The organism is Leisingera sp. ANG-M7, assembly GCF_000813965.1.
Classification (GTDB): domain Bacteria; phylum Pseudomonadota; class Alphaproteobacteria; order Rhodobacterales; family Rhodobacteraceae; genus Leisingera.
The window spans coordinates 444,717-467,672 of sequence record NZ_JWLI01000001.1 but is presented as its reverse complement, the minus strand read 5'-3'; the positions used below and the strand labels follow the sequence as shown (position 1 = coordinate 467,672).

Annotated in this window: 24 protein-coding genes; all 24 read left to right on the top strand. The window is 63.1% G+C overall.

Features of this window, described 5'->3' with window-relative positions:
• The first annotated feature begins 71 nt into the window (after positions 1 to 71).
• The 24 genes from RA26_RS02395 to RA26_RS02280 all read left to right on the top strand — a co-directional run bounded on the left by RA26_RS02395 (position 72) and on the right by RA26_RS02280 (position 22,954).
• Positions 72 to 1,598 (top strand): AMP-binding protein, encoded by a 1,527-nt coding sequence (locus RA26_RS02395; RefSeq protein WP_039179981.1) that lies wholly within the window; start codon positions 72 to 74, stop codon positions 1,596 to 1,598.
• Positions 1,599 to 1,674: 76 nt separating this feature from the next.
• On the top strand, positions 1,675 to 3,279 hold the full coding sequence (locus RA26_RS02390) for a carboxyl transferase domain-containing protein (protein WP_039179198.1): 1,605 nt from the start codon (positions 1,675 to 1,677) through the stop codon (positions 3,277 to 3,279).
• A 9-nt stretch (positions 3,280 to 3,288) separates the two neighbouring features.
• Positions 3,289 to 5,226: an acetyl/propionyl/methylcrotonyl-CoA carboxylase subunit alpha gene (locus tag RA26_RS02385; protein ID WP_039179195.1), complete on the top strand. Its 1,938-nt coding sequence runs from the start codon at positions 3,289 to 3,291 to the stop codon at positions 5,224 to 5,226.
• Between the two features lie 78 nt (positions 5,227 to 5,304).
• The gene (locus RA26_RS02380) at positions 5,305 to 6,162 is read left to right on the top strand and encodes a hydroxymethylglutaryl-CoA lyase (RefSeq protein WP_039179192.1); all 858 of its coding nucleotides are present in this window, start codon (positions 5,305 to 5,307) and stop codon (positions 6,160 to 6,162) included.
• A gap of 20 nt (positions 6,163 to 6,182) precedes the next feature.
• A complete protein-coding gene (locus RA26_RS02375) occupies positions 6,183 to 6,965 on the top strand; it encodes a crotonase/enoyl-CoA hydratase family protein (RefSeq protein ID WP_039179190.1) in 783 nt (260 codons plus the stop codon).
• A 233-nt stretch (positions 6,966 to 7,198) separates the two neighbouring features.
• A complete protein-coding gene (locus RA26_RS02370; RefSeq protein WP_019295998.1) occupies positions 7,199 to 7,564 on the top strand; it encodes an NADH-quinone oxidoreductase subunit A in 366 nt (121 codons plus the stop codon).
• Positions 7,555 to 8,088, top strand: a complete 534-nt coding sequence (locus RA26_RS02365; protein WP_019295997.1) for a NuoB/complex I 20 kDa subunit family protein — start codon at positions 7,555 to 7,557, stop codon at positions 8,086 to 8,088. The genes RA26_RS02370 and RA26_RS02365 overlap by 10 nt, the downstream gene beginning before the upstream one ends.
• Positions 8,089 to 8,106: 18 nt before the next feature.
• A complete protein-coding gene (locus tag RA26_RS02360) occupies positions 8,107 to 8,712 on the top strand; it encodes an NADH-quinone oxidoreductase subunit C (RefSeq protein ID WP_019295996.1) in 606 nt (201 codons plus the stop codon).
• Positions 8,712 to 9,935, top strand: coding sequence for an NADH-quinone oxidoreductase subunit D (locus tag RA26_RS02355; RefSeq protein ID WP_193747580.1), 1,224 nt, complete (start codon positions 8,712 to 8,714; stop codon positions 9,933 to 9,935). Before RA26_RS02360 ends, RA26_RS02355 begins: the two co-directional genes overlap by 1 nt.
• Positions 9,935 to 11,122 carry an NADH-quinone oxidoreductase subunit E gene (locus tag RA26_RS02350; protein ID WP_039179186.1) on the top strand — a complete coding sequence of 396 codons (1,188 nt, stop codon included), beginning with the start codon at positions 9,935 to 9,937 and terminating at the stop codon, positions 11,120 to 11,122. Before RA26_RS02355 ends, RA26_RS02350 begins: the two co-directional genes overlap by 1 nt.
• Positions 11,123 to 11,166: 44 nt before the next feature.
• Positions 11,167 to 11,394 (top strand): DUF5337 domain-containing protein, encoded by a 228-nt coding sequence (locus RA26_RS02345; RefSeq protein ID WP_019295993.1) that lies wholly within the window; start codon positions 11,167 to 11,169, stop codon positions 11,392 to 11,394.
• A 6-nt stretch (positions 11,395 to 11,400) separates the two neighbouring features.
• A complete protein-coding gene (gene nuoF, locus RA26_RS02340; RefSeq protein WP_039179182.1) occupies positions 11,401 to 12,699 on the top strand; it encodes an NADH-quinone oxidoreductase subunit NuoF in 1,299 nt (432 codons plus the stop codon).
• Between the two features lie 3 nt (positions 12,700 to 12,702).
• Positions 12,703 to 13,119 carry an MAPEG family protein gene (locus tag RA26_RS02335; RefSeq protein WP_039179179.1) on the top strand — a complete coding sequence of 139 codons (417 nt, stop codon included), beginning with the start codon at positions 12,703 to 12,705 and terminating at the stop codon, positions 13,117 to 13,119.
• A gap of 2 nt (positions 13,120 to 13,121) precedes the next feature.
• Positions 13,122 to 13,481 (top strand): hypothetical protein, encoded by a 360-nt coding sequence (locus tag RA26_RS02330; RefSeq protein WP_241482572.1) that lies wholly within the window; start codon positions 13,122 to 13,124, stop codon positions 13,479 to 13,481.
• A gap of 101 nt (positions 13,482 to 13,582) precedes the next feature.
• Positions 13,583 to 13,987: a DUF5333 domain-containing protein gene (locus tag RA26_RS02325; RefSeq protein ID WP_039179978.1), complete on the top strand. Its 405-nt coding sequence runs from the start codon at positions 13,583 to 13,585 to the stop codon at positions 13,985 to 13,987.
• A gap of 3 nt (positions 13,988 to 13,990) precedes the next feature.
• Positions 13,991 to 16,015 (top strand): NADH-quinone oxidoreductase subunit NuoG, encoded by a 2,025-nt coding sequence (gene nuoG, locus RA26_RS02320; RefSeq protein WP_039179174.1) that lies wholly within the window; start codon positions 13,991 to 13,993, stop codon positions 16,013 to 16,015.
• A complete protein-coding gene (locus tag RA26_RS02315; RefSeq protein WP_039179172.1) occupies positions 16,012 to 16,398 on the top strand; it encodes a hypothetical protein in 387 nt (128 codons plus the stop codon). The genes nuoG and RA26_RS02315 overlap by 4 nt, the downstream gene beginning before the upstream one ends.
• A 6-nt stretch (positions 16,399 to 16,404) precedes the next feature.
• Positions 16,405 to 17,442 carry an NADH-quinone oxidoreductase subunit NuoH gene (nuoH, locus tag RA26_RS02310; protein ID WP_039179168.1) on the top strand — a complete coding sequence of 346 codons (1,038 nt, stop codon included), beginning with the start codon at positions 16,405 to 16,407 and terminating at the stop codon, positions 17,440 to 17,442.
• Between the two features lie 3 nt (positions 17,443 to 17,445).
• A complete protein-coding gene (nuoI, locus tag RA26_RS02305; protein WP_019295985.1) occupies positions 17,446 to 17,940 on the top strand; it encodes an NADH-quinone oxidoreductase subunit NuoI in 495 nt (164 codons plus the stop codon).
• Positions 17,937 to 18,356, top strand: a complete 420-nt coding sequence (locus RA26_RS02300) for a carboxymuconolactone decarboxylase family protein (RefSeq protein WP_039179167.1) — start codon at positions 17,937 to 17,939, stop codon at positions 18,354 to 18,356. Before nuoI ends, RA26_RS02300 begins: the two co-directional genes overlap by 4 nt.
• On the top strand, positions 18,353 to 18,955 hold the full coding sequence (locus RA26_RS02295; RefSeq protein ID WP_039179164.1) for an NADH-quinone oxidoreductase subunit J: 603 nt from the start codon (positions 18,353 to 18,355) through the stop codon (positions 18,953 to 18,955). The genes RA26_RS02300 and RA26_RS02295 overlap by 4 nt, the downstream gene beginning before the upstream one ends.
• 4 nt (positions 18,956 to 18,959) lie before the next feature.
• Complete coding sequence (gene nuoK, locus RA26_RS02290) at positions 18,960 to 19,265, top strand: NADH-quinone oxidoreductase subunit NuoK (RefSeq protein WP_008553673.1); 306 nt, start codon at positions 18,960 to 18,962, stop codon at positions 19,263 to 19,265.
• 6 nt (positions 19,266 to 19,271) lie between these two features.
• Positions 19,272 to 21,404: an NADH-quinone oxidoreductase subunit L gene (gene nuoL, locus RA26_RS02285; protein WP_039179161.1), complete on the top strand. Its 2,133-nt coding sequence runs from the start codon at positions 19,272 to 19,274 to the stop codon at positions 21,402 to 21,404.
• A complete protein-coding gene (locus RA26_RS02280; RefSeq protein ID WP_039179158.1) occupies positions 21,404 to 22,954 on the top strand; it encodes an NADH-quinone oxidoreductase subunit M in 1,551 nt (516 codons plus the stop codon). The genes nuoL and RA26_RS02280 overlap by 1 nt, the downstream gene beginning before the upstream one ends.
• The last annotated feature ends 2 nt before the right edge of the window (positions 22,955 to 22,956 follow it).

Genomic DNA, 22,956 nt, shown 5'->3' with positions numbered 1-22,956 from the left:
TGTCCGGTGCTACCTGTTGAAAACACAGCAAAATGCCGCATAGCCGCTATGCGTTTCAGGAATGCCTAAATATGCATGTTGAGCGTAACATTCCGGGGTTTCGCGCAGATGGCAGCTGGGACTTGCCAGAGCATCTCAGCATGGCGGCGCAATGCCTGGCGCAGCCAGCCGATGCGCTGGCACTGATTGACATGACCGGCCCCGCGCGCCGGGACATTACTTATGGCGAACTGGCGGCAATGACAGACGGGCTGGCGCGCTATCTGCTCACCCGCATCCAGCCGGGCGACCGCGTGGGCGTGCTTCTCAGCCAATCGCCCTGGTGCGCCGCTGCGCATCTGGCGGTGTGGAAGGCTGGCGGCATTTCGGTGCCACTGTTCAAGCTGTTCAAACACGATGCGCTGGCCTCGCGCGCCGGCGACGCGGGCGTGCGGTTTGTTTTCACCGATGCCGAGGGCGCGGATCTGCTGGGGGATCTGGCCGAGGCCGTGATGGCCGACACAGCCGGGATTGACGGCGGCCCGGTGCCTTTCGCCGACACCACCCCGGAAACCCCGGCGGTGCTGATCTACACTTCCGGCACCACCGGCAGCCCCAAAGGCGCGCTGCACGGACACCGGGTGCTGACCGGCCATCTGCCGGGTGTCTCCATCAGCCACGACCACCTCGGCCAGCCCGGCGATGTGCTCTGGACCCCTGCGGACTGGGCCTGGATCGGCGGTCTTTTCGACGTGCTGATGCCGGGTCTGGCGCTGGGCGTGCCGGTGGTTGCGGCGCGGCTGGACAAGTTCTCGCCCGAAGCCTGCGCGGAACTGATCGCCAAGGCCGGTGTCCGCAACATTTTCTTCCCGCCAACCGCGCTGCGGATGCTCAAGGCAGCCGGGCAGGGGCTCCACGGCCTGCGTTCTGTTGCCAGCGGCGGAGAGCCCCTGGGCGCGGAGATGCTCGCCTGGGGCCGGCGTCAGCTGGGGGTGACCATCAACGAGTTCTACGGCCAGACCGAATGCAACATGGTGGCCTCCTCCTGTGCCGCCGATTTCGAGCCTCGTCCGGGCTGCATCGGCAAGGTGGTGCCGGGGCACGGACTGGGGGTGATTGACGAAGCGGGCAACCCCACGCAGGGCGAGGGCGATGTCGCCATCCGCCGCGGCTCGGCCTCTATGCTGCTGGAATACTGGAACCGGCCCGAAGAGACCGCCGCGAAGTTCCGTGGTGACTGGCTGGTGACCGGCGATCGCGGCACCTGGGAGGATGATTACCTGCGGTTTGTCGGCCGCGAGGATGACGTGATCACCTCCGGCGGCTACCGCATCGGCCCGGCGGAGATCGAAGACTGCCTGCTGACCCATCCGTCCGTCGCGACGGTGGGCGTGGTCGGCAAGCCCGACCCGCTGCGCACCGAAATCGTGAAGGCCTATGTGGTGCTGAAAGCCGGAGCAGAGGCCAAGGAGAAAGAACTGCAGGACTACGTCAAAGACCGCCTCGCACACTATTCCTACCCGCGCGAGGTCGCGTTCCTGGACGCGCTGCCGATGACCGTGACTGGCAAGGTGATCCGCAAGGAATTGAAGATGCGGGCGGCGGAGGATGCCGAATGAACCAAGGTGTTGCATACCCGGCGTACGCTGCCCCAACCGGATTTAAAGATCTCAACCCTATAACGGGAGAGTGGACATGAAACTCACATCCAAGGCGATGCCCTCTTCGGAAGGCTTCAAGCAGAACCGCGAGGCGCATCTGGACGCGCTTGCGCAGATCAGCGAGGCGGCAGAGGCCGCGCGCATGGGCGGCGGCGAGAAATCCCGTGCCCGGCACGAAAGCCGCGGCAAGATGCTGCCGCGCCGCCGGGTGGCGAACCTGCTTGATCCTGGCTCTCCGTTCCTGGAGATTGGCGCCACCGCGGCGCATGCCATGTATGATGGCGCCGCACCTTCGGCTGGCGTGATCGCGGGTATCGGACGGGTGCATGGCCAAGAGGTCATGGTGGTCTGCAACGACGCCACCGTGAAGGGCGGCACCTATTACCCGATGACGGTCAAGAAACACCTGCGCGCGCAGGAAATCGCTGAGGAAAACCGTCTCCCCTGCATCTATTTGGTCGACTCCGGCGGCGCCAACCTGCCCAACCAGGATGAGGTCTTCCCCGACCGCGACCACTTCGGGCGCATCTTCTACAACCAGGCCCGGATGTCGGCCAAGGGCATCCCGCAGATCGCGGTCGTCATGGGCTCCTGCACCGCGGGCGGCGCCTATGTGCCGGCGATGTCGGACGTCACCATCATCGTGAAGGAGCAGGGCACCATCTTCCTGGCCGGCCCGCCGCTGGTGAAGGCCGCAACGGGCGAGGTGGTCAGCGCTGAGGACCTGGGCGGCGGGGATGTGCACACGCGCCTCTCCGGTGTGGCGGATTACCTGGCCGAGGATGACGCCCATGCGCTGGCGCTGGCGCGGCGTGCGGTGCAGTCGCTGAATATCACCAAGCCGCTGACGGTGAACTGGGCCAGCCCGGAAGAACCGGCTTACGACCCCGAGGAAATCCTCGGCGTGGTTCCGGGCGACCTGCGCACGCCTTATGATATCCGCGAGGTGATTGCGCGGCTGGTCGACGGCTCCCGCTTTGACGAGTTCAAGCCGCGCTTTGGCGAGACGCTGGTCACGGGCTTTGCCCACCTCAAGGGCTGCCCGATCGGGATCATCGCCAACAATGGCGTGCTGTTCTCAGAAGCCGCCCAGAAAGGCGCGCATTTCGTGGAGCTGTGCAGCCAGCGCAAGATCCCGCTGGTGTTCCTGCAGAACATCACCGGCTTCATGGTCGGCCGGAAATATGAAAATGAGGGTATCGCCCGCCACGGCGCCAAGATGGTGACGGCGGTGGCGACCACCAATGTTCCGAAGGTGACCATGCTGGTCGGCGGTTCCTTTGGTGCGGGCAACTACGGCATGTCGGGCCGCGCCTATTCCCCGCGTTTCCTGTGGACCTGGCCGAACTCCCGCATCTCGGTGATGGGTGGCGAGCAGGCGGCGGGCGTGCTGGCGACCGTGAAACGCGACGCTATCGAACGCCAAGGCGGCAGCTGGAGCGCTGAGGAAGAAGTGGAGTTCAAACGTCCCACCATCGACATGTTCGAGGAGCAGAGCCACCCGCTCTATGCCTCCGCGCGGCTCTGGGATGACGGCATCATCGACCCGCGCAAATCCCGCGACGTGCTGGCCCTGTCGCTCAGCGCCGCGTTGAATGCCCCGATCGAAGACACGCGCTTCGGCGTCTTCCGGATGTGAGGATCTCCCATGTTTGACAAAATCCTGATTGCCAACCGCGGAGAGATTGCCTGCCGCGTGATGGAAACCGCCCGTGCCATGGGGGTGCGGACAGTGGCCGTTTACTCCGACGCCGATGCGGCTTCGAAACATGTGGCGCTGGCGGATGAGGCCGTGCACATTGGCGGCCCGGCCCCGGCGGACAGCTATCTGAAGGGCGACGAAATCATCCGCGTTGCCAAGGAAACCGGCGCCCAGGCGATCCACCCGGGCTATGGCTTCCTGTCGGAAAACCCGAAATTCGTCGAGGCAGTGGAGGCCGCGGGCCTCACCTTTATCGGGCCGTCGGCGGATGCGATCCGTAAGATGGGTCTCAAGGACGCCGCCAAGGCGCTGATGGAAGAGGCCGGCGTGCCGGTGGTGCCGGGCTATCACGGCACCAATCAGGACCCGGAGTTCCTGGCCGGCGAAGCGGAGAAAATCGGCTATCCGGTTCTGATCAAAGCGGTGGCCGGCGGCGGCGGCAAGGGGATGCGGCTGGTTGAGGCGCCCGCCGAATTCGCCGAGGCGCTGAAAAGCGCGCAGGGCGAGGCAACCACCGCCTTTGGCAACCCGGATGTGCTGATCGAGAAGTACATTCAGCAGCCCCGCCATATCGAGGTGCAGGTTTTCGGCGACGGGGCTCATGCGGTGCATCTGTTTGAACGCGACTGCTCCCTGCAGCGCCGTCATCAGAAGGTGATCGAGGAAGCGCCGGCACCGGGGATGACTGCGGAAATGCGCGCAGCGATGGGCGAGGCCGGCGTGCGTGCGGCTGAGGCGATCGGCTACAAGGGCGCAGGCACCGTGGAGTTCATCGTCGACGGTTCTGACGGGCTGCGCCCGGACGGGTTCTGGTTCATGGAAATGAACACCCGCCTGCAAGTGGAGCATCCGGTCACGGAACTGATCACTGGCGTTGATCTGGTCGAGTGGCAGCTGCGCGTTGCCTCCGGCGAGAGCCTGCCTGCCAAGCAGGAAGACCTCACCATCACCGGCCATGCTTTTGAGGCGCGGCTTTATGCTGAGGACGTGCCGAAGGGCTTCCTGCCCGCAACCGGTACGCTGACCCATCTGTCCTTCCCGGCAGAGGCCCGCGCCGACAGCGGTGTGCGGGCAGGGGACACAATCAGCCCCTGGTACGACCCGATGATCTCCAAGGTGATCGTGCACGGCTCCACCCGCAAGGTGGCGCTGTCGCGGCTGGCCCGCGCGCTGGAGGAAACGCAAGTCGGCGGTACTGTCACCAACCTGGCCTTCCTTGGCGCACTGGCGGCGCATGAGGGGTTTGCCAATGGCGACGTGGATACCGGCCTGATTGCCCGCGATCTGGACGCGCTGACCGCAGCGCCGGTGGTGGAGCTGCGCCACAAGGCGGCGGCCGGTATGGTGGCGCTGGACCTGGTGGAGGCCGCACCGGACACCGGCTTCACCCTCTGGGCGCCCTTGCACCGGGCCGTTGCCCTTTCCCATGCGGGCGAGGAGTTTACGGCGGATGTGCAGGTGGACGGGCCGGACCGGCAGCTTTGGACCATTGATGGCGAAGCTGTCGTGGCCGAACGCAGCCAGGGCCAGTGGCGCATTGATGAGCGCCGGATGCCCGCGGTGTCGCAGTCGGGAAACCTGATCACCGTGCATGATGCCTACGGTCTGGAGTTCACCGCGGTTGACCCGCTGGACCGCGATGCGGCCGCGGGCGGCGACAGCAATGTGATCGAGGCGCCGATGCCGGGCCTCGTGAAGGCGGTCTTTGCCGAAGCAGGCCAGGCGGTGAAAGAGGGCGACCGGCTTGCCATTCTGGAAGCGATGAAGATGGAGCACTCGCTGCTGGCGGCCCGCGACGGCGTGGTGGCCGAGGTTCTGGCCGCTGCCGGCGCCCAGGTTGAGGCCGGCGCGGCGCTGGTGCGGCTGGAAGAAGAAGACGGCTGACCCGGGTCCGGGGCGGCGCGCCTGCCGCCCCCGCTGCGGTTTGAGTATTTTTGGAAAGATGAAGCCGGAGGGCATTCTATGGGCGAATTTGCCGAAATCTTCGAGGTTGGCCCGCGCGACGGGCTGCAGAATGAAAAGCGCGAGATTCCGGTTGCGGAAAAGGTGGCGCTGACTGATTGCCTCAGCCGCGCCGGGTTCAAGCGCATCGAGGTCGCCAGCTTCGTATCGCCCAAATGGGTGCCGCAGATGGCGGGCAGCGCGGAGGTGCTGGCGGGCATCACCCGCGCGCCCGGCGTGCGCTATGCCGCCCTGACACCTAACATGCGCGGCTATGAGGATGCGGTAGCCGCCAAAGCGGATGAGATCGCGGTGTTTGCGTCCGCTTCCGAAGGGTTTTCCAAGGCCAACATCAATGCCACCATCGAGGAAAGTATCACCCGTTTCCTGCCCATTCTTGAGGCCGCTAGGGAGATCGGCTTGCCAGTCCGTGGCTATGTCTCCTGCGTGACCGACTGCCCTTTTGACGGAGCCACGCCGCCCGGGAAGGTGGCGGAGGTGGCCGAACGGCTGTTCTCGCTCGGCTGTTACGAGATCTCGCTTGGCGACACCATCGGGCAGGGCACCCCGGAGGCGATCACTGCGATGCTCAAGGCTGTCACCGCGCGGGTGCCCGCGGCTCAGCTGGCGGGCCACTACCACGACACCGCGGGCCGGGCGCTCGACAATATCGAGGCCTCGCTGGCGCAGGGCGTGCGGGTGTTCGATGCGGCCGTTGGCGGTCTCGGCGGCTGTCCGTATGCACCGGGGGCGGCGGGCAATGTGGCAACCGAAGCTGTGCACAAGCGCCTGACCGAGCTGGGCTATGACACCGGCCTGGATGCGGAGGTGCTGGAAGAAGCCGCGGCGCTGGCCCGGGCCATGCGCGGCCTGCAATAAGATTTGAGCGGAGACACAAGATGTTCGAGACAATCACCCTGAACACCGACGCCCGCGGCGTCTGCACCCTGACCCTGAACCGGGCCGAAAAGCACAACGCCATGTCCGGCCTGATGCTGCAGGAGCTGACCCAGGCGGCGAAACAGCTGGCTGAGGACGAGACCATCCGGGTGGTGGTGCTGACTGGTGCCGGCAAAAGCTTTTGCGCAGGCGGCGATCTGGGCTGGATGCGGGCGCAGATGGATGCGGATGCCGAAACCCGCGCGCGCGAGGCGCGGGTGCTGGCGGAAATGCTGATGGCGCTTAACACCCTGCCGAAGCCCTTGATCGGTGCGGTGCAGGGCAACGCATTCGGCGGCGGTGTCGGAATGGCGTCGGTTTGCGACGTGGCCATTGGCGCGGATCATCTGAAGATGGGCCTGACCGAGACCAAGCTGGGACTGATTCCCGCCACCATTGGGCCTTACGTGATCGCCCGCATGGGCGAAGCCAAGGCGCGCCGCGTGTTCATGTCAGCGCGTCTGTTCGGTGCAGAGGAGGCGGTGGAGCTTGGCCTGCTGGCCAAGGCCGTGCCCGCGGACCAGCTGGCGGAGGCGATTGAGGCAGAGGTCGCGCCTTACCTCAACTGCGCCCCCGGTGCAGTGGCGGCGGCCAAGAAGCTGGCCCGCGATCTGGGCCCACGGCTGGACGACGGCGTGATCGACCATACAATCAAGGCGCTTGTGGAGCGTTGGGAAGGGCCGGAAGCAGGCGAGGGCATTGCGGCCTTCTTTGAAAAACGAAAACCAGCCTGGCAAAGCTGAAAACAGGCATAATTGACTCACGTTTTCACGGCGGCTGCAGTTTCCACTGCAGCCGCTTTTCTTATGAAAACACTTGGGAATTATCCCTGTGTTGCAACAGTGCTTTTTCTATCCAAACCCCTGTGGATTAACGTCGCTTTAGTTGACGCTCCCCGGGCACGGGGGTATGCACAGTCCAAATCAACACGCCAATTGACGCCGCGCGGAAATCCGCCCGGGGAAAGGAGCTGCTCTTGGAAGAGATGTTGAGGGAATACCTGCCTATTCTGGTCTTCCTGGCCGTCGCGGCAGGTTTGGGGATTGTCCTTATCCTGGCAGCCGTCGTCTTGGCGGTCCGCAACCCGGACCCGGAAAAGGTCAGCGCCTATGAATGCGGTTTCAACGCCTTTGACGATGCCCGCATGAAATTCGATGTCCGGTTTTATCTGGTGTCGATTCTCTTCATCATTTTCGACCTGGAAATCGCTTTCCTGTTTCCCTGGGCCGTCGGTTTCAAGGACATCAGCGACCTCGGCTTCTGGTCGATGATGGTGTTTCTGGGCGTGCTGACCATCGGCTTTGCCTATGAGTGGAAGAAAGGGGCCCTGGAATGGCAGTGATGACCGGACCCAACACGGCGGGCGTGGACAAGGAAGTTGTCACCCGGGCCATCAATGCTGAGCTTCAGGACAAGGGTTTCCTGCTCACCTCGGCTGAGGACATCATCAACTGGGCGCGCACCGGCTCCTTGCACTGGATGACCTTTGGTCTGGCCTGCTGCGCGGTGGAGATGATGCACACCTCGATGCCCCGCTATGACGCCGAACGCTTCGGCATCGCACCGCGCGCATCGCCTCGCCAGTCGGACGTGATGATCGTCGCAGGCACCCTCACCAACAAGATGGCGCCGGCCCTGCGCAAGGTCTACGACCAGATGCCCGAGCCGCGCTACGTGATCTCGATGGGCTCCTGCGCCAACGGCGGCGGCTATTACCACTACAGCTACTCCGTGGTGCGCGGCTGCGACCGGGTTGTGCCGGTCGACGTCTATGTGCCCGGCTGCCCGCCGACAGCTGAGGCGCTGCTGTATGGCCTGATGCAGTTGCAGCGCAAGATCCGCCGCACCGGCACCCTGGTGCGCTAAGGAAGGGGCGGAGACAACATGAGCGAAGCACTGAAAGAACTGGGCGCCCAGATCGAAGCCAAACGCCCCGATTGCGTGGTGGCCTGGGATGTGTCCTTTGACGAGCTGAATATTGACGTCACACCCTCGAACATCGCCGGTCTGGTGGAGTTTCTGAAGCTGGACGCCAACTGCAAGTTTTCGACCCTGGTGGATATCACCGCAGTGGACTACCCCGACCGCGCCAAGCGGTTCGACGTGGTCTACCACTTCCTGTCGATGTACCGGAACCAGCGCATCCGCCTGCGCGCCGCGGTGCGCGAAGATGAGATGGTGCCCTCGATCGTGGACGTGCACCCCTCGGCCAACTGGTTCGAGCGGGAAGTCTACGACATGTTCGGCATCCTGTTCTCCGGCCACCCGGACTTGCGCCGTCTGCTGACCGACTACGGCTTCCGCGGATACCCGCTGCGCAAGGATTTCCCGACCACCGGTTACACCGAGGTCCGTTATGACGAGGCGCAGAAGCGCGTGGTCTACGAGCCGGTGAAGCTGGTGCAGGAATACCGCCAGTTTGATTTCATGTCACCGTGGGAAGGTGCTGAATACATCCTGCCCGGCGACGAGAAGGAGGGGGCGCAATGATGGACGGCTCCAAATTTGACGACGGCAGCGTTGACGCGCTGAGCGGCGAGCAGAAGATCCGCAACTTCAACATCAACTTCGGCCCGCAGCACCCTGCGGCGCACGGGGTTCTGCGTCTGGTGCTCGAACTCGACGGCGAGATTGTCGAGCGCTGCGACCCGCATATCGGCCTGCTGCACCGCGGCACCGAGAAGCTGATGGAAAGCCGCACCTATCTGCAGAACCTGCCGTATTTCGACCGCCTCGACTATGTGGCGCCGATGAACCAGGAGCACGCCTGGTGCCTGGCCATCGAAAAGCTGACCGGCACCGAAGTGCCGCGCCGCGGGCAGCTGATCCGGGTGCTCTACTCGGAAATCGGCCGGGTGCTGAACCACCTCCTCAACGTCACCACGCAGGCGATGGACGTCGGCGCGCTGACCCCGCCGCTGTGGGGCTTTGAAGAGCGCGAAAAGCTGATGATCTTCTACGAGCGGGCCTGCGGCGCGCGCCTTCACGCGGCTTACTTCCGCCCCGGCGGCGTGCATCAGGACCTGCCGGATGAGCTGCTGGACGATATCGACCTCTGGGCGATGGAATTCCCCAAGGTTCTGGACGATATCGACGGCCTCTTGACCGAAAACCGCATCTTCAAACAGCGTAACTGCGACATCGGTGTGGTGACCGAGAAGGACATCCAGGAATACGGTTTCTCCGGCGTTATGGTGCGCGGCTCCGGCCTCGCATGGGACCTGCGTCGCGCGCAGCCCTATGAATGCTATGACGAGTTCGAGTTCCAGGTGCCGATCGGCAAGAACGGCGACTGCTACGACCGCTACCTCTGCCGGATGGAAGAGATGCGCCAGTCGACCTCGATCATCCGCCAGGCGATTGCCAAGCTGCGCGAAGCCACTGGCGACGTGCTGGCCCGCGGCAAGCTGACCCCGCCCAAGCGCGGCGACATGAAGACCTCGATGGAAAGCCTGATCCACCATTTCAAGCTGTACACCGAAGGTTTCCACGTTCCGGCGGGCGAGGTTTACGCCGCCGTCGAGGCGCCCAAGGGTGAATTCGGCGTCTATCTGGTGGCGGACGGGTCCAACAAACCCTACCGCTCCAAGATCCGCGCGCCGGGCTTCCTGCACCTGCAGGCGATGGACCACGTTGCCAAGGGCCACCAGCTGGCCGACGTCGCCGCCATCATCGGCACCATGGACGTCGTTTTTGGAGAGATTGACCGCTAATGCTTCGCCGTCTGCATTCCGAACAACCCGACAGCTTTGCCTTCACCCCGGCCAATCAGGCCTGGGCCGAGGCGCAGATCACCAAGTATCCTGAGGGGCGCCAGGCCTCTGCGGTTATTCCGCTTTTGTGGCGCGCGCAGGAACAGGAGGGCTGGGTTACCAAACCCGCGATTGAAGCCATCGCCGATATGCTCGGCATGGCCTATATCCGGGTGCTCGAGGTTGCTTCTTTTTACTTCATGTTCCAGCTGCAACCGACGGGTTCCGTTGCCAATATCCAGATCTGCGGCACCACGTCCTGCATGATTTGCGGCGCCGAGGACCTGGTTGCGGTCTGCAAGGAAAAGATCGCCGAGAAGCCGCATACCCTGTCGGCGGACGGCAAGTTCACCTGGGAAGAGGTCGAGTGCCTGGGCGCCTGCACCAACGCCCCGATGGCGCAGATCGGCAAGGACTACTACGAGGACCTGACGGTCGAGAGCTTCACTAAATTGCTGGACGATCTAGCAGCAGGCAAGGTGGTTGCACCGGGCCCGCAGAACGGCCGTTATGCAGCTGAGCCGAAATCGGGTCTGACTTCGCTGACCGAGTTCGACAGCGGCAAGACGCAATACAACGCAAGCGCGCAGCTGGCGATGGACATCAAGGATGGCGTCAAGCGCATCCAGGGCGATGAAGTGCCGCTGCTGACCCCTTGGGTCGGCAAGGACGGCGTCGTTGCAGGCCGTGCCGCCGAAGGCCAGCCGCCGAAAGCACCGGAAGCGCCGAAGCCCGCCGTGAAGCAGGCGGAGGAAGCCGCCAAGGCGGCACCCAAGAAGGCCGCCGCCAAGGAACCCGCTTCGCCGGAAGGTGCTGCGGCGAAACCCGCGGCAGACAGCCAGGCAGAGGAAAGCCAGCCCGAGGTCCTGAAAGAGGCCCGCGGCGGCCTGCCGGATGACTTGAAGCTCCTTAAGGGCGTCGGTCCCAAGCTGGAAGAAAAGCTGAACGAACTGGGTTTCTTCCACTTTGACCAGATTGCCGAATGGACCGGGGCCGAGGTCGCCTGGGTTGACGCGCGGCTCAAGTTCAAAGGCCGGATCGAACGGGACGGCTGGATCGAACAGGCCAAGCGCCTTTCGGTGGGTGACGAGACCGAGTTTGCGAAACGTGCCAAAGAAGAGCACATCTACGACGACAAAGAAGACTGATCGGATGCGGCCCGGCCGGGCCGCCTTCGGGTGATAGGGAACAGATGAGCAAGGAACAGGATCAGGCCATTGCAGCAAAAGGCCGGCACATCGCATTGGTGATCGCCGGGACCATTTCGCTGTGGATCGTGGTCTCGCTGTTCATCGGCCCCATGCTCGGGCTGCCGGGGCGCTATGCGCTCTTGTTCGACTTCGCCGCGCTGGCGGGCATGATCTATGCCCTGGTCAACATATTTCAACTCTGGCGCATGCGCCGGGACAGCCAAAGGTAGGCACACATGCTGAAGGATCAGGACCGGATCTTTACCAACCTTTACGGGATGCACGACCGCAACCTGGCGGGCGCCAAGGCGCGCGGCCATTGGGATGGCACGGCCGGCATTATCGAAAAGGGCCGCGACTGGATCATTCAGACCATGAAGGACTCCGGTCTGCGGGGCCGCGGCGGTGCGGGCTTCCCGACCGGCCTGAAATGGTCCTTCATGCCCAAGGAAAGCGATGGCCGCCCGGCGTATCTGGTGATCAACGCGGATGAATCCGAGCCCGGCACCTGCAAGGACCGCGAAATCATGCGCCACGATCCGCACACGCTGATCGAGGGCGCGCTTATCGCCTCCTTCGCGATGAACGCGCATACTTGCTACATCTACCTGCGCGGCGAATACATCCGCGAGCGCGAAGCGCTGCAGGCCGCGATTGACGAATGCTATGACAAGGGCCTCCTGGGTAGGAACGCGGCAGGCTCCGGCTGGGATTTCGACGTCTTCCTGCACCATGGGGCAGGGGCCTATATCTGCGGCGAGGAAACCGCCCTGATCGAAAGCCTTGAGGGCAAGAAGGGCATGCCCCGGATGAAGCCTCCGTTCCCGGCAGGTGCGGGCCTTTACGGCTGCCCGACCACTGTGAACAACGTGGAATCCATCGCCGTTGTCCCGACCATCCTGCGCCGCGGCGCCGACTGGTTCGCTTCCTTCGGGCGCCAGAACAACGCGGGCACCAAGCTGTTTGCGATTTCCGGCCACGTCAACAACCCCTGTGTGGTTGAAGAAGCGATGTCGATCTCCTTTGAGGAGCTGATCGAGAAGCATTGCGGCGGCATCCGCGGCGGCTGGGACAACCTGCTGGCGGTGATCCCCGGCGGCTCATCTGTGCCGTGCGTGCGCGGCGAGAATATGCGCGACGCGATCATGGATTTCGACTACCTGCGCGGCGAGCTGGGCTCCGGCCTCGGCACTGCGGCGGTGATCGTGATGGACAAGCAGACCGACATCATCAAAGCAATCTGGCGGCTGTCCAAGTTCTACAAGCACGAAAGCTGCGGCCAGTGCACGCCCTGCCGCGAAGGCACCGGCTGGATGATGCGCGTCATGGACCGCCTGGTGAAGGGCGAGGCCGAGCTGGAAGAGATCGACATGCTGTGGGACGTGACCAAGCAGGTCGAGGGCCACACCATCTGCGCCCTTGGCGATGCGGCGGCCTGGCCGATCCAGGGCCTGATCAAGAACTTCCGCGAGGAAATCGAAGACCGCATCAAGGCCCAGAAGACCGGCCGCATGGGCGCAATGGCGGCGGAATAACTGATGGAAGCCTTTGCTGCATACTCCCACGCTTTGGCCGCGCTGGTGATCTTTACCCTGATCACCCTGGCGCTGTCGCCGTTTTCGGCGCTGGCCAAGCAGAAGGCGGGCCTCGCTCCGGGCGCCACGCCGCAGCAGGATTATGCGGACAAGGCCTACCGGCTGAACCGGGCCTATTTGAACGGCTGCGAGACGCTGCCGGCCTTCCTGACCGTAACGCTGGTTGCAATCCTGGCTGGCGCGGCGCCGTTCTGGGTGAACCTGCTGGCGTCTGTGGCGGTGGTGTCCCGTGTGTTCATGATTTTTATTCACCTGCAGGGCATCGGCAAACCGCACAGCGGCCCACGCTCTGTTTTCTACGTTCTCGGCTGGGCCTGTATGGCGGGTCTGGCAATCCTGGCATTGGCGGCAGTATTTTGAGCATGATGAAAACATACCGGATGGCCGTGCCTGCGGCCTGCCTGGCGGCTCTGGCGCTGGTTTCGGCCTGCGGCACCTCTACGACCAACAAGAACCGCGAGCTGTATGACGGCGTGGCGTTCAAGGCGAAGGCCAAGCCAATCGACAAGAAGACAAACCCCGCGGTGTTCCAGATCGACATCAAGGGCGTTGAGCGTTCGGTCAAAGGCGCGCGGGAAGCGGCGGCCCATGGCGGCACCACCTACTGCGTGACCACTTACGGGTCCTCAAAGATTGACTGGGCCAACGATCCGCGTGACGAGGAGACCCCGCTGACCATCACCGATGGCCGCGCTGTGTTTCAGGGGACCTGCACCCCGTGAGCGGATTTCCGGCATATCAGGGCCTTACGGTCCGGCTGCTATTGCATAGCAGCACCGCGCGCCTGCGCATGGGGGCTTCGAAACTGAAGGAGACCCATGCCATGCGTGCCCTGATTGCCGCTGTTCTGTCCACGGTTGTTGCCCTGCCTGCCGCAGCGCTGGCGAAACCGTCACTTCGCGATGTGCAGGAAATCGAAGACCCCCTGTTTGCCGTTGCCGTGGCCAAGGAAGTCTCGGATTACTGCGACGATATTTCCCCGCGTTACCTGAAAGGGCTGGGCGAGTTGCGCCGGCTCAAAGCGCGCGCAAACGCGCTGGGGTACTCGGACTCGGAAATCCGCAGCTACATCGAATCTGATGCCGAAAAGGCCCGGATGCGCGCCAAGGGAGAACAGCTCCTGGCGCAGAACGGCGTTGACTACGGCGAACCCGAAACATTCTGCGCCTATGGCCGCGCAGAGATTGAGAAAAACAGCGCGATCGGCGTGTTACTGAGGGCGAAATAGACCATGTCTGACCTCCGCAAGATCAACATTGACGGAACCGAGATCGAGGTGGATGGGGCCATGACCCTGATCCAGGCCTGTGAGGAGGCCGGCGTCGAGATCCCGCGCTTCTGCTACCATGAGCGGCTGTCGATTGCCGGCAACTGCCGCATGTGCCTGGTTGAGGTCGTGGGCGGCCCGCCGAAGCCTGCTGCCTCCTGCGCGATGCAGGTGCGCGATTTGCGCCCCGGTCCCGAGGGCCAGGCGCCGCAGGTGAAAACCAACTCGCCGATGGTCAAGAAAGCCCGCGAAGGCGTGATGGAATTCATGCTGATCAACCACCCGCTGGATTGCCCGATCTGCGACCAGGGCGGCGAATGCGACCTGCAGGACCAGGCGATGGCCTATGGCCTGTCGGGCAGCCGCTTCAAGGAAGCCAAGCGCGCGGTGGACGATCTGGACCTCGGTCCGCTGGTCTCCACCACCATGACCCGCTGCATTTCCTGCACCCGCTGTGTGCGCTTCACCACTGAGGTCGCAGGCATCACCCAGATGGGTCAGACCGGTCGCGGTGAGGATGCGGAGATCACTTCCTATCTGAACCAGACGCTGCGATCGAACCTGCAGGGCAACATCATCGACCTGTGCCCGGTGGGCGCGCTGACGTCCAAGCCCTATGCCTTCACCGCCCGTCCGTGGGAGCTGACCAAGACCGAAACCATCGACGTGATGGACGCGCTGGGGTCGAACATCCGCGTGGATACCAAGGGGCGCGAAGTCATGCGCATCCTGCCGCGCAACCACGATGGCGTGAACGAGGAATGGATCAGCGACAAGACCCGCTTTGTCTGGGACGGGTTGCGCCGCCAGCGCCTCGACCGTCCTTACGTGCGCGTCGATGGCAAGCTGAAGCCCGCGACCTGGGCGGAGGCGCTGTCTGCCGCGGCAACCGCCATGAAAGGCAAGAAGGTTGCAGGCTTGATTGGCGATCTGGTGCCGGTCGAGGCAGCCTTCGCGCTGAAGCAGCTGGTTGAGGGGCTGGGCGGCAAGGTTGAATGCCGCACCGACAACGCCCGTCTGCCGATCGGCAACCGGGCGGGCTATGCCGGCACGGCCACCATCGAGGATCTCGATGAGGCTGAGATGATCCTGCTGATCGGCACCAACCCGCGCGATGAGGCGCCGGTTCTGAACGCGCGCATCCGCAAGGCCTGGGCCAAAGGCGCCGAAGTTGCGCTGATCGGCCCTGCAGCGGATCTGACCTATGAATACTACCACGCAGGCACCGGCCGCGACGCACTCAGCGACATGATCGCCAAGGGCGTCTCAGACGAGACCCGTGACGCCAAGAAAACTGTAGTCATTGTGGGACAGGGCGCCCTGCGCGAGGCCGATGGTCTGGCGGTGATGGCTGCGGCCCAGAAGATGGCGGAACTGTCCGGCTCCAAGCTGATGGTGCTGCACACCGCGGCCTCCCGCGTTGGTGCGATGGATATCGGTGCAGTGACCGAAGGCGGCATGGCAGCTGCTATCGATGGGGCAGAGGTGATCTATAACCTCGGCGCCGATGAGGTGGAAATCGACGCAGGCGCCTTTGTGATCTACCAGGGCTCCCACGGCGACCGCGGTGCGCACCGCGCCGACGTGATCCTGCCGGGCGCGACCTACACCGAGGAAAACGGCCTGTTCGTGAACACCGAAGGCCGCCCGCAGCTGGCGATGCGCGCAGCCTTTGCGCCGGGTGAGGCCAAGGAAAACTGGGCCATCCTGCGCGCGCTCAGCGCCGAAGCAGATGCCAAGCTGGGCTATGACTCGCTGGCGCAGCTGCGCCAGGCGCTGGTCGCCGAAGTTCCGCATCTGGCCCGGATCGACGAAGTGGCCGAAAAGGACGGCGAGCCGCTGGAGCAGGACAAGCTTGGCAACGCCGACTTCCTGCCTGCGATCAAGGACTTCTACCTGACCAACCCGATCGCCCGCGCATCCCAGCTGATGGCGGAACTGTCGGCAGGCGTGAAAGCCCGCGGAAACGAGGCAATGGCCGCCGAATGATCCGCCTCGCCCTCATAACGCCCTTTCTGCTGGCCGCCTGCGCAATGGCGCCTGGCAGCGGAGGCGAGCGGCCCGTCCCGGCTTACGAAGGGGTGGAAACCAGCCTGCTGGAGGGCGATCTGGTGCAATTTCACGTCTCCATGCGCGGTGCCGCCGCGCCGGAAGACATTGAGAACTATGCGGAATGCGCCGCCGCGCAATACGCGCTGATCCGGGGTTACGGATTTGCGCGCCATGTGCGCACAACTTTGACACAGGCTGGGGGCAAATCTTCCGCGGATGCGGTTTACCTGATTTCGCCCTCTCTGCCGCGCGGGCTGCGCACCATCGACGCTGATGTCGCGGTTGCGGATTGCGCGGCAAACGGAATACCCACGGTGTGAGGACCTATGGCTGATTTCTTTAACACTCCAGGCGGCATCGCTGTTCTGATCCTGGCGCAAGTGCTTGCAGTTGTTGCCTTTGTGATGATCTCGCTCCTGTTCCTCGTCTACGGGGACCGAAAGATCTGGGCCGCGGTCCAGATGCGCCGGGGCCCGAACGTGGTGGGCGTCTACGGCCTGCTGCAATCGGTGGCCGACGCGCTGAAATACGTGGTCAAGGAGGTGGTGATCCCGGCCGGTGCCGACCGCACCGTCTTCATCCTGGCGCCGATGACCTCCTTCGTGCTGGCGATGATCGCCTGGGCTGTGATCCCCTTCAACGACGGCTGGGTCCTGTCGGACATCAATGTCGCCATCCTTTACGTCTTCGCGGTCTCCAGCTTGGAGGTTTACGGCGTGATCATGGGCGGCTGGGCGTCTAACTCGAAATATCCGTTCCTGGGCTCGCTGCGGTCCGCCGCACAGATGATCTCCTACGAGGTTTCCATCGGCCTGATCATCATCGGCGTGATCATTTCAACCGGCTCGATGAACTTCGGTGACATCGTGCGCGCGCAGGATGGCGATCTGGGCCTGTTGAATTGGTACTGGATCCCGCACTTCCCGATGGTCTTCCTGTTCTTCATCTCGGCGCTGGCAGAAACCAACCGCCCGCCGTTCGACCTGCCGGAAGCGGAGTCCGAACTGGTCGCGGGCTACCAGGTGGAATACTCGGCAACCCCGTTCCTCTTGTTCATGGCCGGTGAATACATCGCCATCTTCCTGATGTGCGCACTGACCTCTCTGCTGTTCTTCGGTGGCTGGCTGTCCCCGATCCCGGGCCTGCCTGATGGCGTCCTGTGGATGGTTGCCAAGATGGCGTTCTTCTTCTTCCTCTTCGCAATGGTAAAGGCGATCACCCCGCGCTACCGCTATGACCAGCTGATGCGCCTGGGCTGGAAAGTGTTCCTGCCGTTCTCGCTGGCCTGGGTGGTTTTCGTGTCCTTTGCTGCAAAATTTGACTGGTTCTGGGGCATCTTCGCCCGCTGGACCGTGGGAGGCTAACTGATGGCGAACATCGACTACACCCGCGCCGCCAAATACTTCCTGCTGCAGGATTTCTGGGTCGGCTTCAAACTGGGGCTGAAGTATTTCTTCGCCCCCAAGGCCACCCTGAACTACCCGCACGAGAAGGGCCCGCTGTCGCCCCGCTTCCGCGGTGAGCACGCGCTGCGCCGCTACCCCAACGGCGAGGAACGCTGCATTGCCTGCAAGCTCTGCGAGGCGGTCTGTCCGGCGCAGGCGATCACCATCGACGCGGAACCGCGCGAGGACGGCAGCCGCCGCACCACGCGTTATGACATCGACATGACCAAATGTATCTACTGCGGTTTCTGCCAGGAAGCCTGCCCGGTGGATGCGATTGTCGAAGGCCCGAACTTCGAGTTCGCCACCGAGACCCGCGAGGAGCTGTTCTACGACAAGGAGAAGCTGCTTTCGAACGGGGAGCGCTGGGAAGCCGAGATCGCCCGCAACCTGGAAATCGACGCGCCGTACCGATGACTGATCCTAAGAACCCTTTTGAGGCCATGATGGCGCAGGCCCAGCAGATGGCCAAGGCGTTCAACCCGGCGCTGGAGAGCTTCTCGCCTTCCGAGGCGTTCAAGGAGTTCGAAGCGCTGTGGCCCACCATGCCCAAAGAGGTCATGGAAATGATGTTCGGCAACACCGTCAACAAGGACGGGCTGGATGCCAAGACCCGGCTGCTGCTGACACTGGCCGGGCTGACAATGCAGGGCGCACAAGCTGACAGTGCTGTGCGCCAGACCGTGCGCCACGCCCTCGCGGCCGGCGCCAAGAAACAAGAGATCGTGGAAACGATCGGACAAATGTCGGTGTTTGCCGGCATTCCGGCCATGAACCGGGCGCTGGATCTGGCGCAATCGGTCATGGACGACAAAAGGGACGATGAGACATGAGCGTTTTTGCCTTCTACCTCTTCGCCATCAGCGCCATCACCGGCGGGCTGTTCACCGTGATCAGCCGCCAACCGGTCCATTCGGTGCTGTGGCTGATCCTGGCCTTCCTTTCCTCGGCCGGGCTGTTTGTGCTGCTGGGCGCGGAATTCGTCGCCATGCTGCTGGTCATCGTCTACGTGGGCGCGGTCGCGGTGCTGTTCCTGTTTGTGGTGATGATGCTGGATGTGGATTTTGCCGCGCTGAAGGCAGAGATGGCGCGCTACATGCCACTGGCGCTGCTGATCGGCCTGGTGATCCTGATGCAGTTCGTGATGGCCTTCGGCGTCTGGGAAACCGCCCACAAGGCGCCTGAGCTGCTCGCCAATCCGGTGCCTGCGGACCGCCACAACACCGAGGCGCTCGGCCTCATCATCTATGATCAATATTTCCTTCTGTTCCAGCTGGCGGGCCTGATCCTGCTGGTGGCGATGATCGGCGCAATCGTGCTGACCCTGCGCCACCGCACCGACGTCAAGCGCCAGGACGTGGTCGCGCAGATGATGCGCGACCCGGCCGCCGCGATGGAGCTCAAGGACGTGAAACCGGGGCAGGGGCTGTGATCCAATGATTGGACTTGAACATTATCTGACCGTCGCGGCGACGCTGTTCGTCATCGGCATCTTCGGGCTCTTCCTGAACCGCAAGAACGTGATCATCCTCCTGATGAGCATCGAACTGATGCTCCTGGCGGTGAACATCAATCTGGTCGCATTCTCCAGCTTCCTGGGCGATCTGGTGGGGCAGGTCTTCACCCTGTTCGTGCTGACCGTGGCCGCGGCTGAGGCCGCCATCGGTCTTGCGATCCTGGTCTGCTTCTTCCGCAACCGCGGCACCATCGCCGTCGAAGACGTCAACGTGATGAAGGGCTGAAGACACATGGAAACCATCCTCCTCTTTGCCCCGCTGGTTGGCGCGATTATCTGCGGTTTCGGCCACAAGATGATCGGCGAGAAGGCCGCCACCGTGACCGCCACAGCGCTGCTGTTCCTGGCGGCGCTCCTCAGCTGGATCACCTTCCTGACCTTTGACGGGCAGACCGAGACCATCCAGATCCTGCGCTGGATCGAAAGTGGCACCCTGTCGACCGATTGGGCGATCCGCCTGGACCGGCTGACCGCGATCATGCTGATCGTGATCACCACGGTCTCGTCGCTCGTGCACCTCTACTCCTTCGGCTACATGGACCATGATCCGCAGTGGAAAGAGGGCGAGAGCTACAAACCGCGCTTCTTTGCGTACCTGTCGTTCTTCACCTTCGCGATGCTGATGCTGGTGACCTCCGACAACCTGGTGCAAATGTTCTTCGGCTGGGAAGGCGTTGGTGTCGCTTCCTACTTGCTGATCGGCTTCTACTACCGCAAGCCTTCGGCCAATGCGGCGGCGATGAAAGCGTTTATCGTCAACCGCGTCGGCGACTTCGGCTTTGCGCTGGGGATCTTCGGCCTGTTCTTCCTGACCGACAGCATCAACCTGTCCGACATCTTTACGGCGGCCCCCACGTTGGCGGAGACCCAGGTCTCCTTCCTGTGGACCGAGTGGAATGCGGCGAACCTGCTGGCCTTCCTGCTGTTTGTCGGTGCGATGGGCAAATCGGCGCAGCTGATCCTGCACACCTGGCTGCCGGACGCGATGGAAGGCCCGACCCCAGTGTCGGCGCTGATCCACGCCGCGACCATGGTGACCGCAGGCGTGTTCCTGGTCTGCCGCATGTCGCCGCTGATCGAGTTCGCGCCTGAGGCCGCGGCCTTCATCACTGCCCTTGGCGCGGCAACCGCCTTCTTCGCGGCCACCGTCGGCCTTGTGCAGAACGACATCAAGCGCGTGATCGCCTATTCGACCTGCTCGCAGCTGGGCTACATGTTCGTTGCGGCTGGTGTCGGCATGTATTCCGCGGCGATGTTCCACCTGTTCACCCACGCCTTCTTCAAGGCGATGCTGTTCCTTGGCGCCGGGTCGGTGATCCACGCAATGCACCACGAGCAGGACATGCGGAACTACGGCGCGCTGCGCAAGAAGATCCCCTATACCTTCTGGGCGATGATGATCGGCACGCTGGCCATCACAGGTGTCGGCATTCCGCTGAGCGGCTGGGTTGGCTTTGCGGGCTTTGTGTCCAAGGACGCCATCATCGAAAGCGCTTATGCGGGCGGCTCGATGTTCGGCTTCTGGGCGCTGGTAATCGCAGCCTTCATGACCTCGTTCTACTCCTGGCGCCTGATCTTCATGACCTTCTACGGTGAGGCGCGCGGCGACAAGCACACCCACGACCACGCCCATGAAAGCCCCTGGACCATGCTGGTGCCGCTGGGCGTGCTAGCCCTGGGAGCGATCTTCTCGGGCATGCTGTGGTACAGCAGTTTCTTCGGCCACGCTGATCAGGTCGGCAAATTCTATGGCATCCCGGTGGCGGAAGCGTCTGCTGCTGCGCATGGCGAAGAAGCCGGTCACGGCGAAGAGGCCACGCATGGCGATGACGCTGCGCACGGTGAAGAGGCCGCCCACGGCGAAGACGCGCCACACGGCGGCGAGCACCACTATGTGTTTGCCGGCAAGCCGGGCGAGGGTGCACTTTACATTGCGCCGGACAACCACATCCTGGAGGATGCCCATGCGGCACCGAAATGGGTGAAGCTGTCCCCCTTCGCTGCCATGATCGGCGGCCTGGTGCTGGCGCTGTGGTTCTACATCTGGAACCCGTCGCTGCCCGCGCGCCTGGCCAAGCAGCAGCGTCCGCTGTACCTGTTCCTCTTGAACAAGTGGTACTTTGACGAGATCTACAACGTGATCTTCGTCAAGCCAGCCGTGGCGCTCGGCCGCTTCTTCTGGAAACGCGGCGATGGCAATACCATCGACGGCTTCCTGAACGGTCTGGCCATGGGCGTTGTGCCCTTCTTCACCCGTCTCGCTGGACGCGCACAGTCCGGCTACATCTTCACTTATGCCTTCTGGATGGTGCTGGGCATTGCAGCCCTGGTCACCTGGATGTCGATCGGCGGAGGAGCGCACTGATGGACAATCTCCTTTCTATTGTCACCTTCATCCCGGCGCTCGCGGCGGCCATCCTGGCCCTGTTCCTGCGCGGCGAGGATAAGGCGGCGCAGCGCAACGCCAAGTTTGTTGCGCTCTTTGCCACCACGATCACCTTCCTGGTGAGCCTGGGGATTTATTCGCAGTTCGATCCGGCCAACACCGGCTTCCAGTTCGTCGAGGACCGGGCCTGGATCTTCGGGCTCAAGTACAAGATGGGCGTTGACGGCATCTCGGTTCTGTTCGTGATGCTGACCACCTTCATCATGCCGCTGACCATCCTGGCCAGCTGGTCGGTCACTGATCGGGTGAAGGAATACATGATCGCCTTCCTGCTGCTGGAGACCCTGATGCTGGGTGTCTTCATGGCGCTGGACCTGGTTCTGTTTTACTTGTTCTTCGAGGCAGGCCTCATTCCGATGTTCCTGATCATCGGCATCTGGGGCGGCAAGGAGCGGATCTACGCGTCCTTCAAATTCTTCCTCTACACCTTCTTCGGCTCGGTGCTGATGCTGGTGGCGATGGTCTTCATGTATGTGGATGCCGGCACCACCGATATTGAAACCCTTCTGACCCACAGCTTCTCGGCGGCGTCGTTCGACGTCTTGGGCATCCATGTTCTGGGCGGCGCGCAGACACTGATGTTCCTGGCCTTCTTCGCCTCCTTCGCGGTGAAGATGCCGATGTGGCCGGTGCACACCTGGCTGCCGGACGCGCACGTGCAGGCGCCGACCGCGGGCTCAGTGGTGCTGGCGGCGATCCTGCTGAAAATGGGCGGCTACGGTTTCCTGCGCTTCAGCTTGCCGATGTTCCCGGTGGGCGCGGACGTGATGACCGATGTGGTCCTGTGGATGTCCGCGATTGCGGTGGTCTACACCTCGCTGGTGGCGATGGTGCAGGAAGACATGAAGAAGCTGATTGCCTACTCCTCGGTTGCGCACATGGGCTTTGTCACCATGGGCATCTTTGCCGCCAACCAGCAGGGTATTGACGGCGCCATCTTCCAGATGCTGTCGCACGGCTTCATCTCCGCCGCTCTCTTCCTTTGCGTGGGTGTGATCTATGACCGGATGCATACCCGCGACATTGACGCTTATGGCGGTCTGGTTATCCGGATGCCGGCTTATGCGCTGGTGTTCATGTTCTTCACCATGGGCAACGTCGGCCTGCCGGGCACTTCGGGCTTTGTCGGTGAATTCCTGACCCTGATGGGCACCTTCCAGAAGAACACCTGGGTAACCGCGGTGGCGGCAACCGGCGTGATCTTCTCGGCGGGTTACGCGCTGTGGCTGTACCGCCGCGTAGTGTTCGGCGACCTGATCAAGGGCAGCCTGATGGGCATCCGCGACATGACCGCGCGTGAGCGTTTCGTCTTTGCGCCGCTGGTCGTCATGACCCTGCTTCTGGGCGTTTACCCGTCGCTGGTCACCGACATCATCAGCCCTTCGACCGAGGCGCTGATTGCAAACTTCAACCAGTCTCTGGCTGCTGCGGACACTGCGCCCGCCGCGACCCAGATTGCTTCGCACTAAGG

Bases quoted from the DNA above. Each gene is read 5' to 3' on its own strand.
- RA26_RS02325 (WP_039179978.1), top strand. From the start codon at position 13,583: ATGCGTGCCCTGATTGCCGCTGTTCTGTCCACGGTTGTTGCCCTGCCT.
- nuoF (WP_039179182.1), top strand. From the start codon at position 11,401: ATGCTGAAGGATCAGGACCGGATCTTTACCAACCTTTACGGGATGCAC.
- RA26_RS02380 (WP_039179192.1), top strand. From the start codon at position 5,305: ATGGGCGAATTTGCCGAAATCTTCGAGGTTGGCCCGCGCGACGGGCTG.
- RA26_RS02360 (WP_019295996.1), top strand. From the start codon at position 8,107: ATGAGCGAAGCACTGAAAGAACTGGGCGCCCAGATCGAAGCCAAACGC.
- RA26_RS02335 (WP_039179179.1), top strand. From the start codon at position 12,703: ATGGAAGCCTTTGCTGCATACTCCCACGCTTTGGCCGCGCTGGTGATC.
- RA26_RS02390 (WP_039179198.1), top strand. From the start codon at position 1,675: ATGAAACTCACATCCAAGGCGATGCCCTCTTCGGAAGGCTTCAAGCAG.
- RA26_RS02300 (WP_039179167.1), top strand. From the start codon at position 17,937: ATGACTGATCCTAAGAACCCTTTTGAGGCCATGATGGCGCAGGCCCAG.
- RA26_RS02280 (WP_039179158.1), top strand. From the start codon at position 21,404: ATGGACAATCTCCTTTCTATTGTCACCTTCATCCCGGCGCTCGCGGCG.
- nuoH (WP_039179168.1), top strand. From the start codon at position 16,405: ATGGCTGATTTCTTTAACACTCCAGGCGGCATCGCTGTTCTGATCCTG.
- nuoG (WP_039179174.1), top strand. From the start codon at position 13,991: ATGTCTGACCTCCGCAAGATCAACATTGACGGAACCGAGATCGAGGTG.
- RA26_RS02315 (WP_039179172.1), top strand. From the start codon at position 16,012: ATGATCCGCCTCGCCCTCATAACGCCCTTTCTGCTGGCCGCCTGCGCA.
- nuoK (WP_008553673.1), top strand. From the start codon at position 18,960: ATGATTGGACTTGAACATTATCTGACCGTCGCGGCGACGCTGTTCGTC.
- RA26_RS02345 (WP_019295993.1), top strand. From the start codon at position 11,167: ATGAGCAAGGAACAGGATCAGGCCATTGCAGCAAAAGGCCGGCACATC.
- RA26_RS02385 (WP_039179195.1), top strand. From the start codon at position 3,289: ATGTTTGACAAAATCCTGATTGCCAACCGCGGAGAGATTGCCTGCCGC.
- RA26_RS02375 (WP_039179190.1), top strand. From the start codon at position 6,183: ATGTTCGAGACAATCACCCTGAACACCGACGCCCGCGGCGTCTGCACC.
- RA26_RS02365 (WP_019295997.1), top strand. From the start codon at position 7,555: ATGGCAGTGATGACCGGACCCAACACGGCGGGCGTGGACAAGGAAGTT.
- nuoI (WP_019295985.1), top strand. From the start codon at position 17,446: ATGGCGAACATCGACTACACCCGCGCCGCCAAATACTTCCTGCTGCAG.
- RA26_RS02295 (WP_039179164.1), top strand. From the start codon at position 18,353: ATGAGCGTTTTTGCCTTCTACCTCTTCGCCATCAGCGCCATCACCGGC.
- RA26_RS02395 (WP_039179981.1), top strand. From the start codon at position 72: ATGCATGTTGAGCGTAACATTCCGGGGTTTCGCGCAGATGGCAGCTGG.
- RA26_RS02350 (WP_039179186.1), top strand. From the start codon at position 9,935: ATGCTTCGCCGTCTGCATTCCGAACAACCCGACAGCTTTGCCTTCACC.
- nuoL (WP_039179161.1), top strand. From the start codon at position 19,272: ATGGAAACCATCCTCCTCTTTGCCCCGCTGGTTGGCGCGATTATCTGC.
- RA26_RS02330 (WP_241482572.1), top strand. From the start codon at position 13,122: ATGATGAAAACATACCGGATGGCCGTGCCTGCGGCCTGCCTGGCGGCT.
- RA26_RS02355 (WP_193747580.1), top strand. From the start codon at position 8,712: ATGGACGGCTCCAAATTTGACGACGGCAGCGTTGACGCGCTGAGCGGC.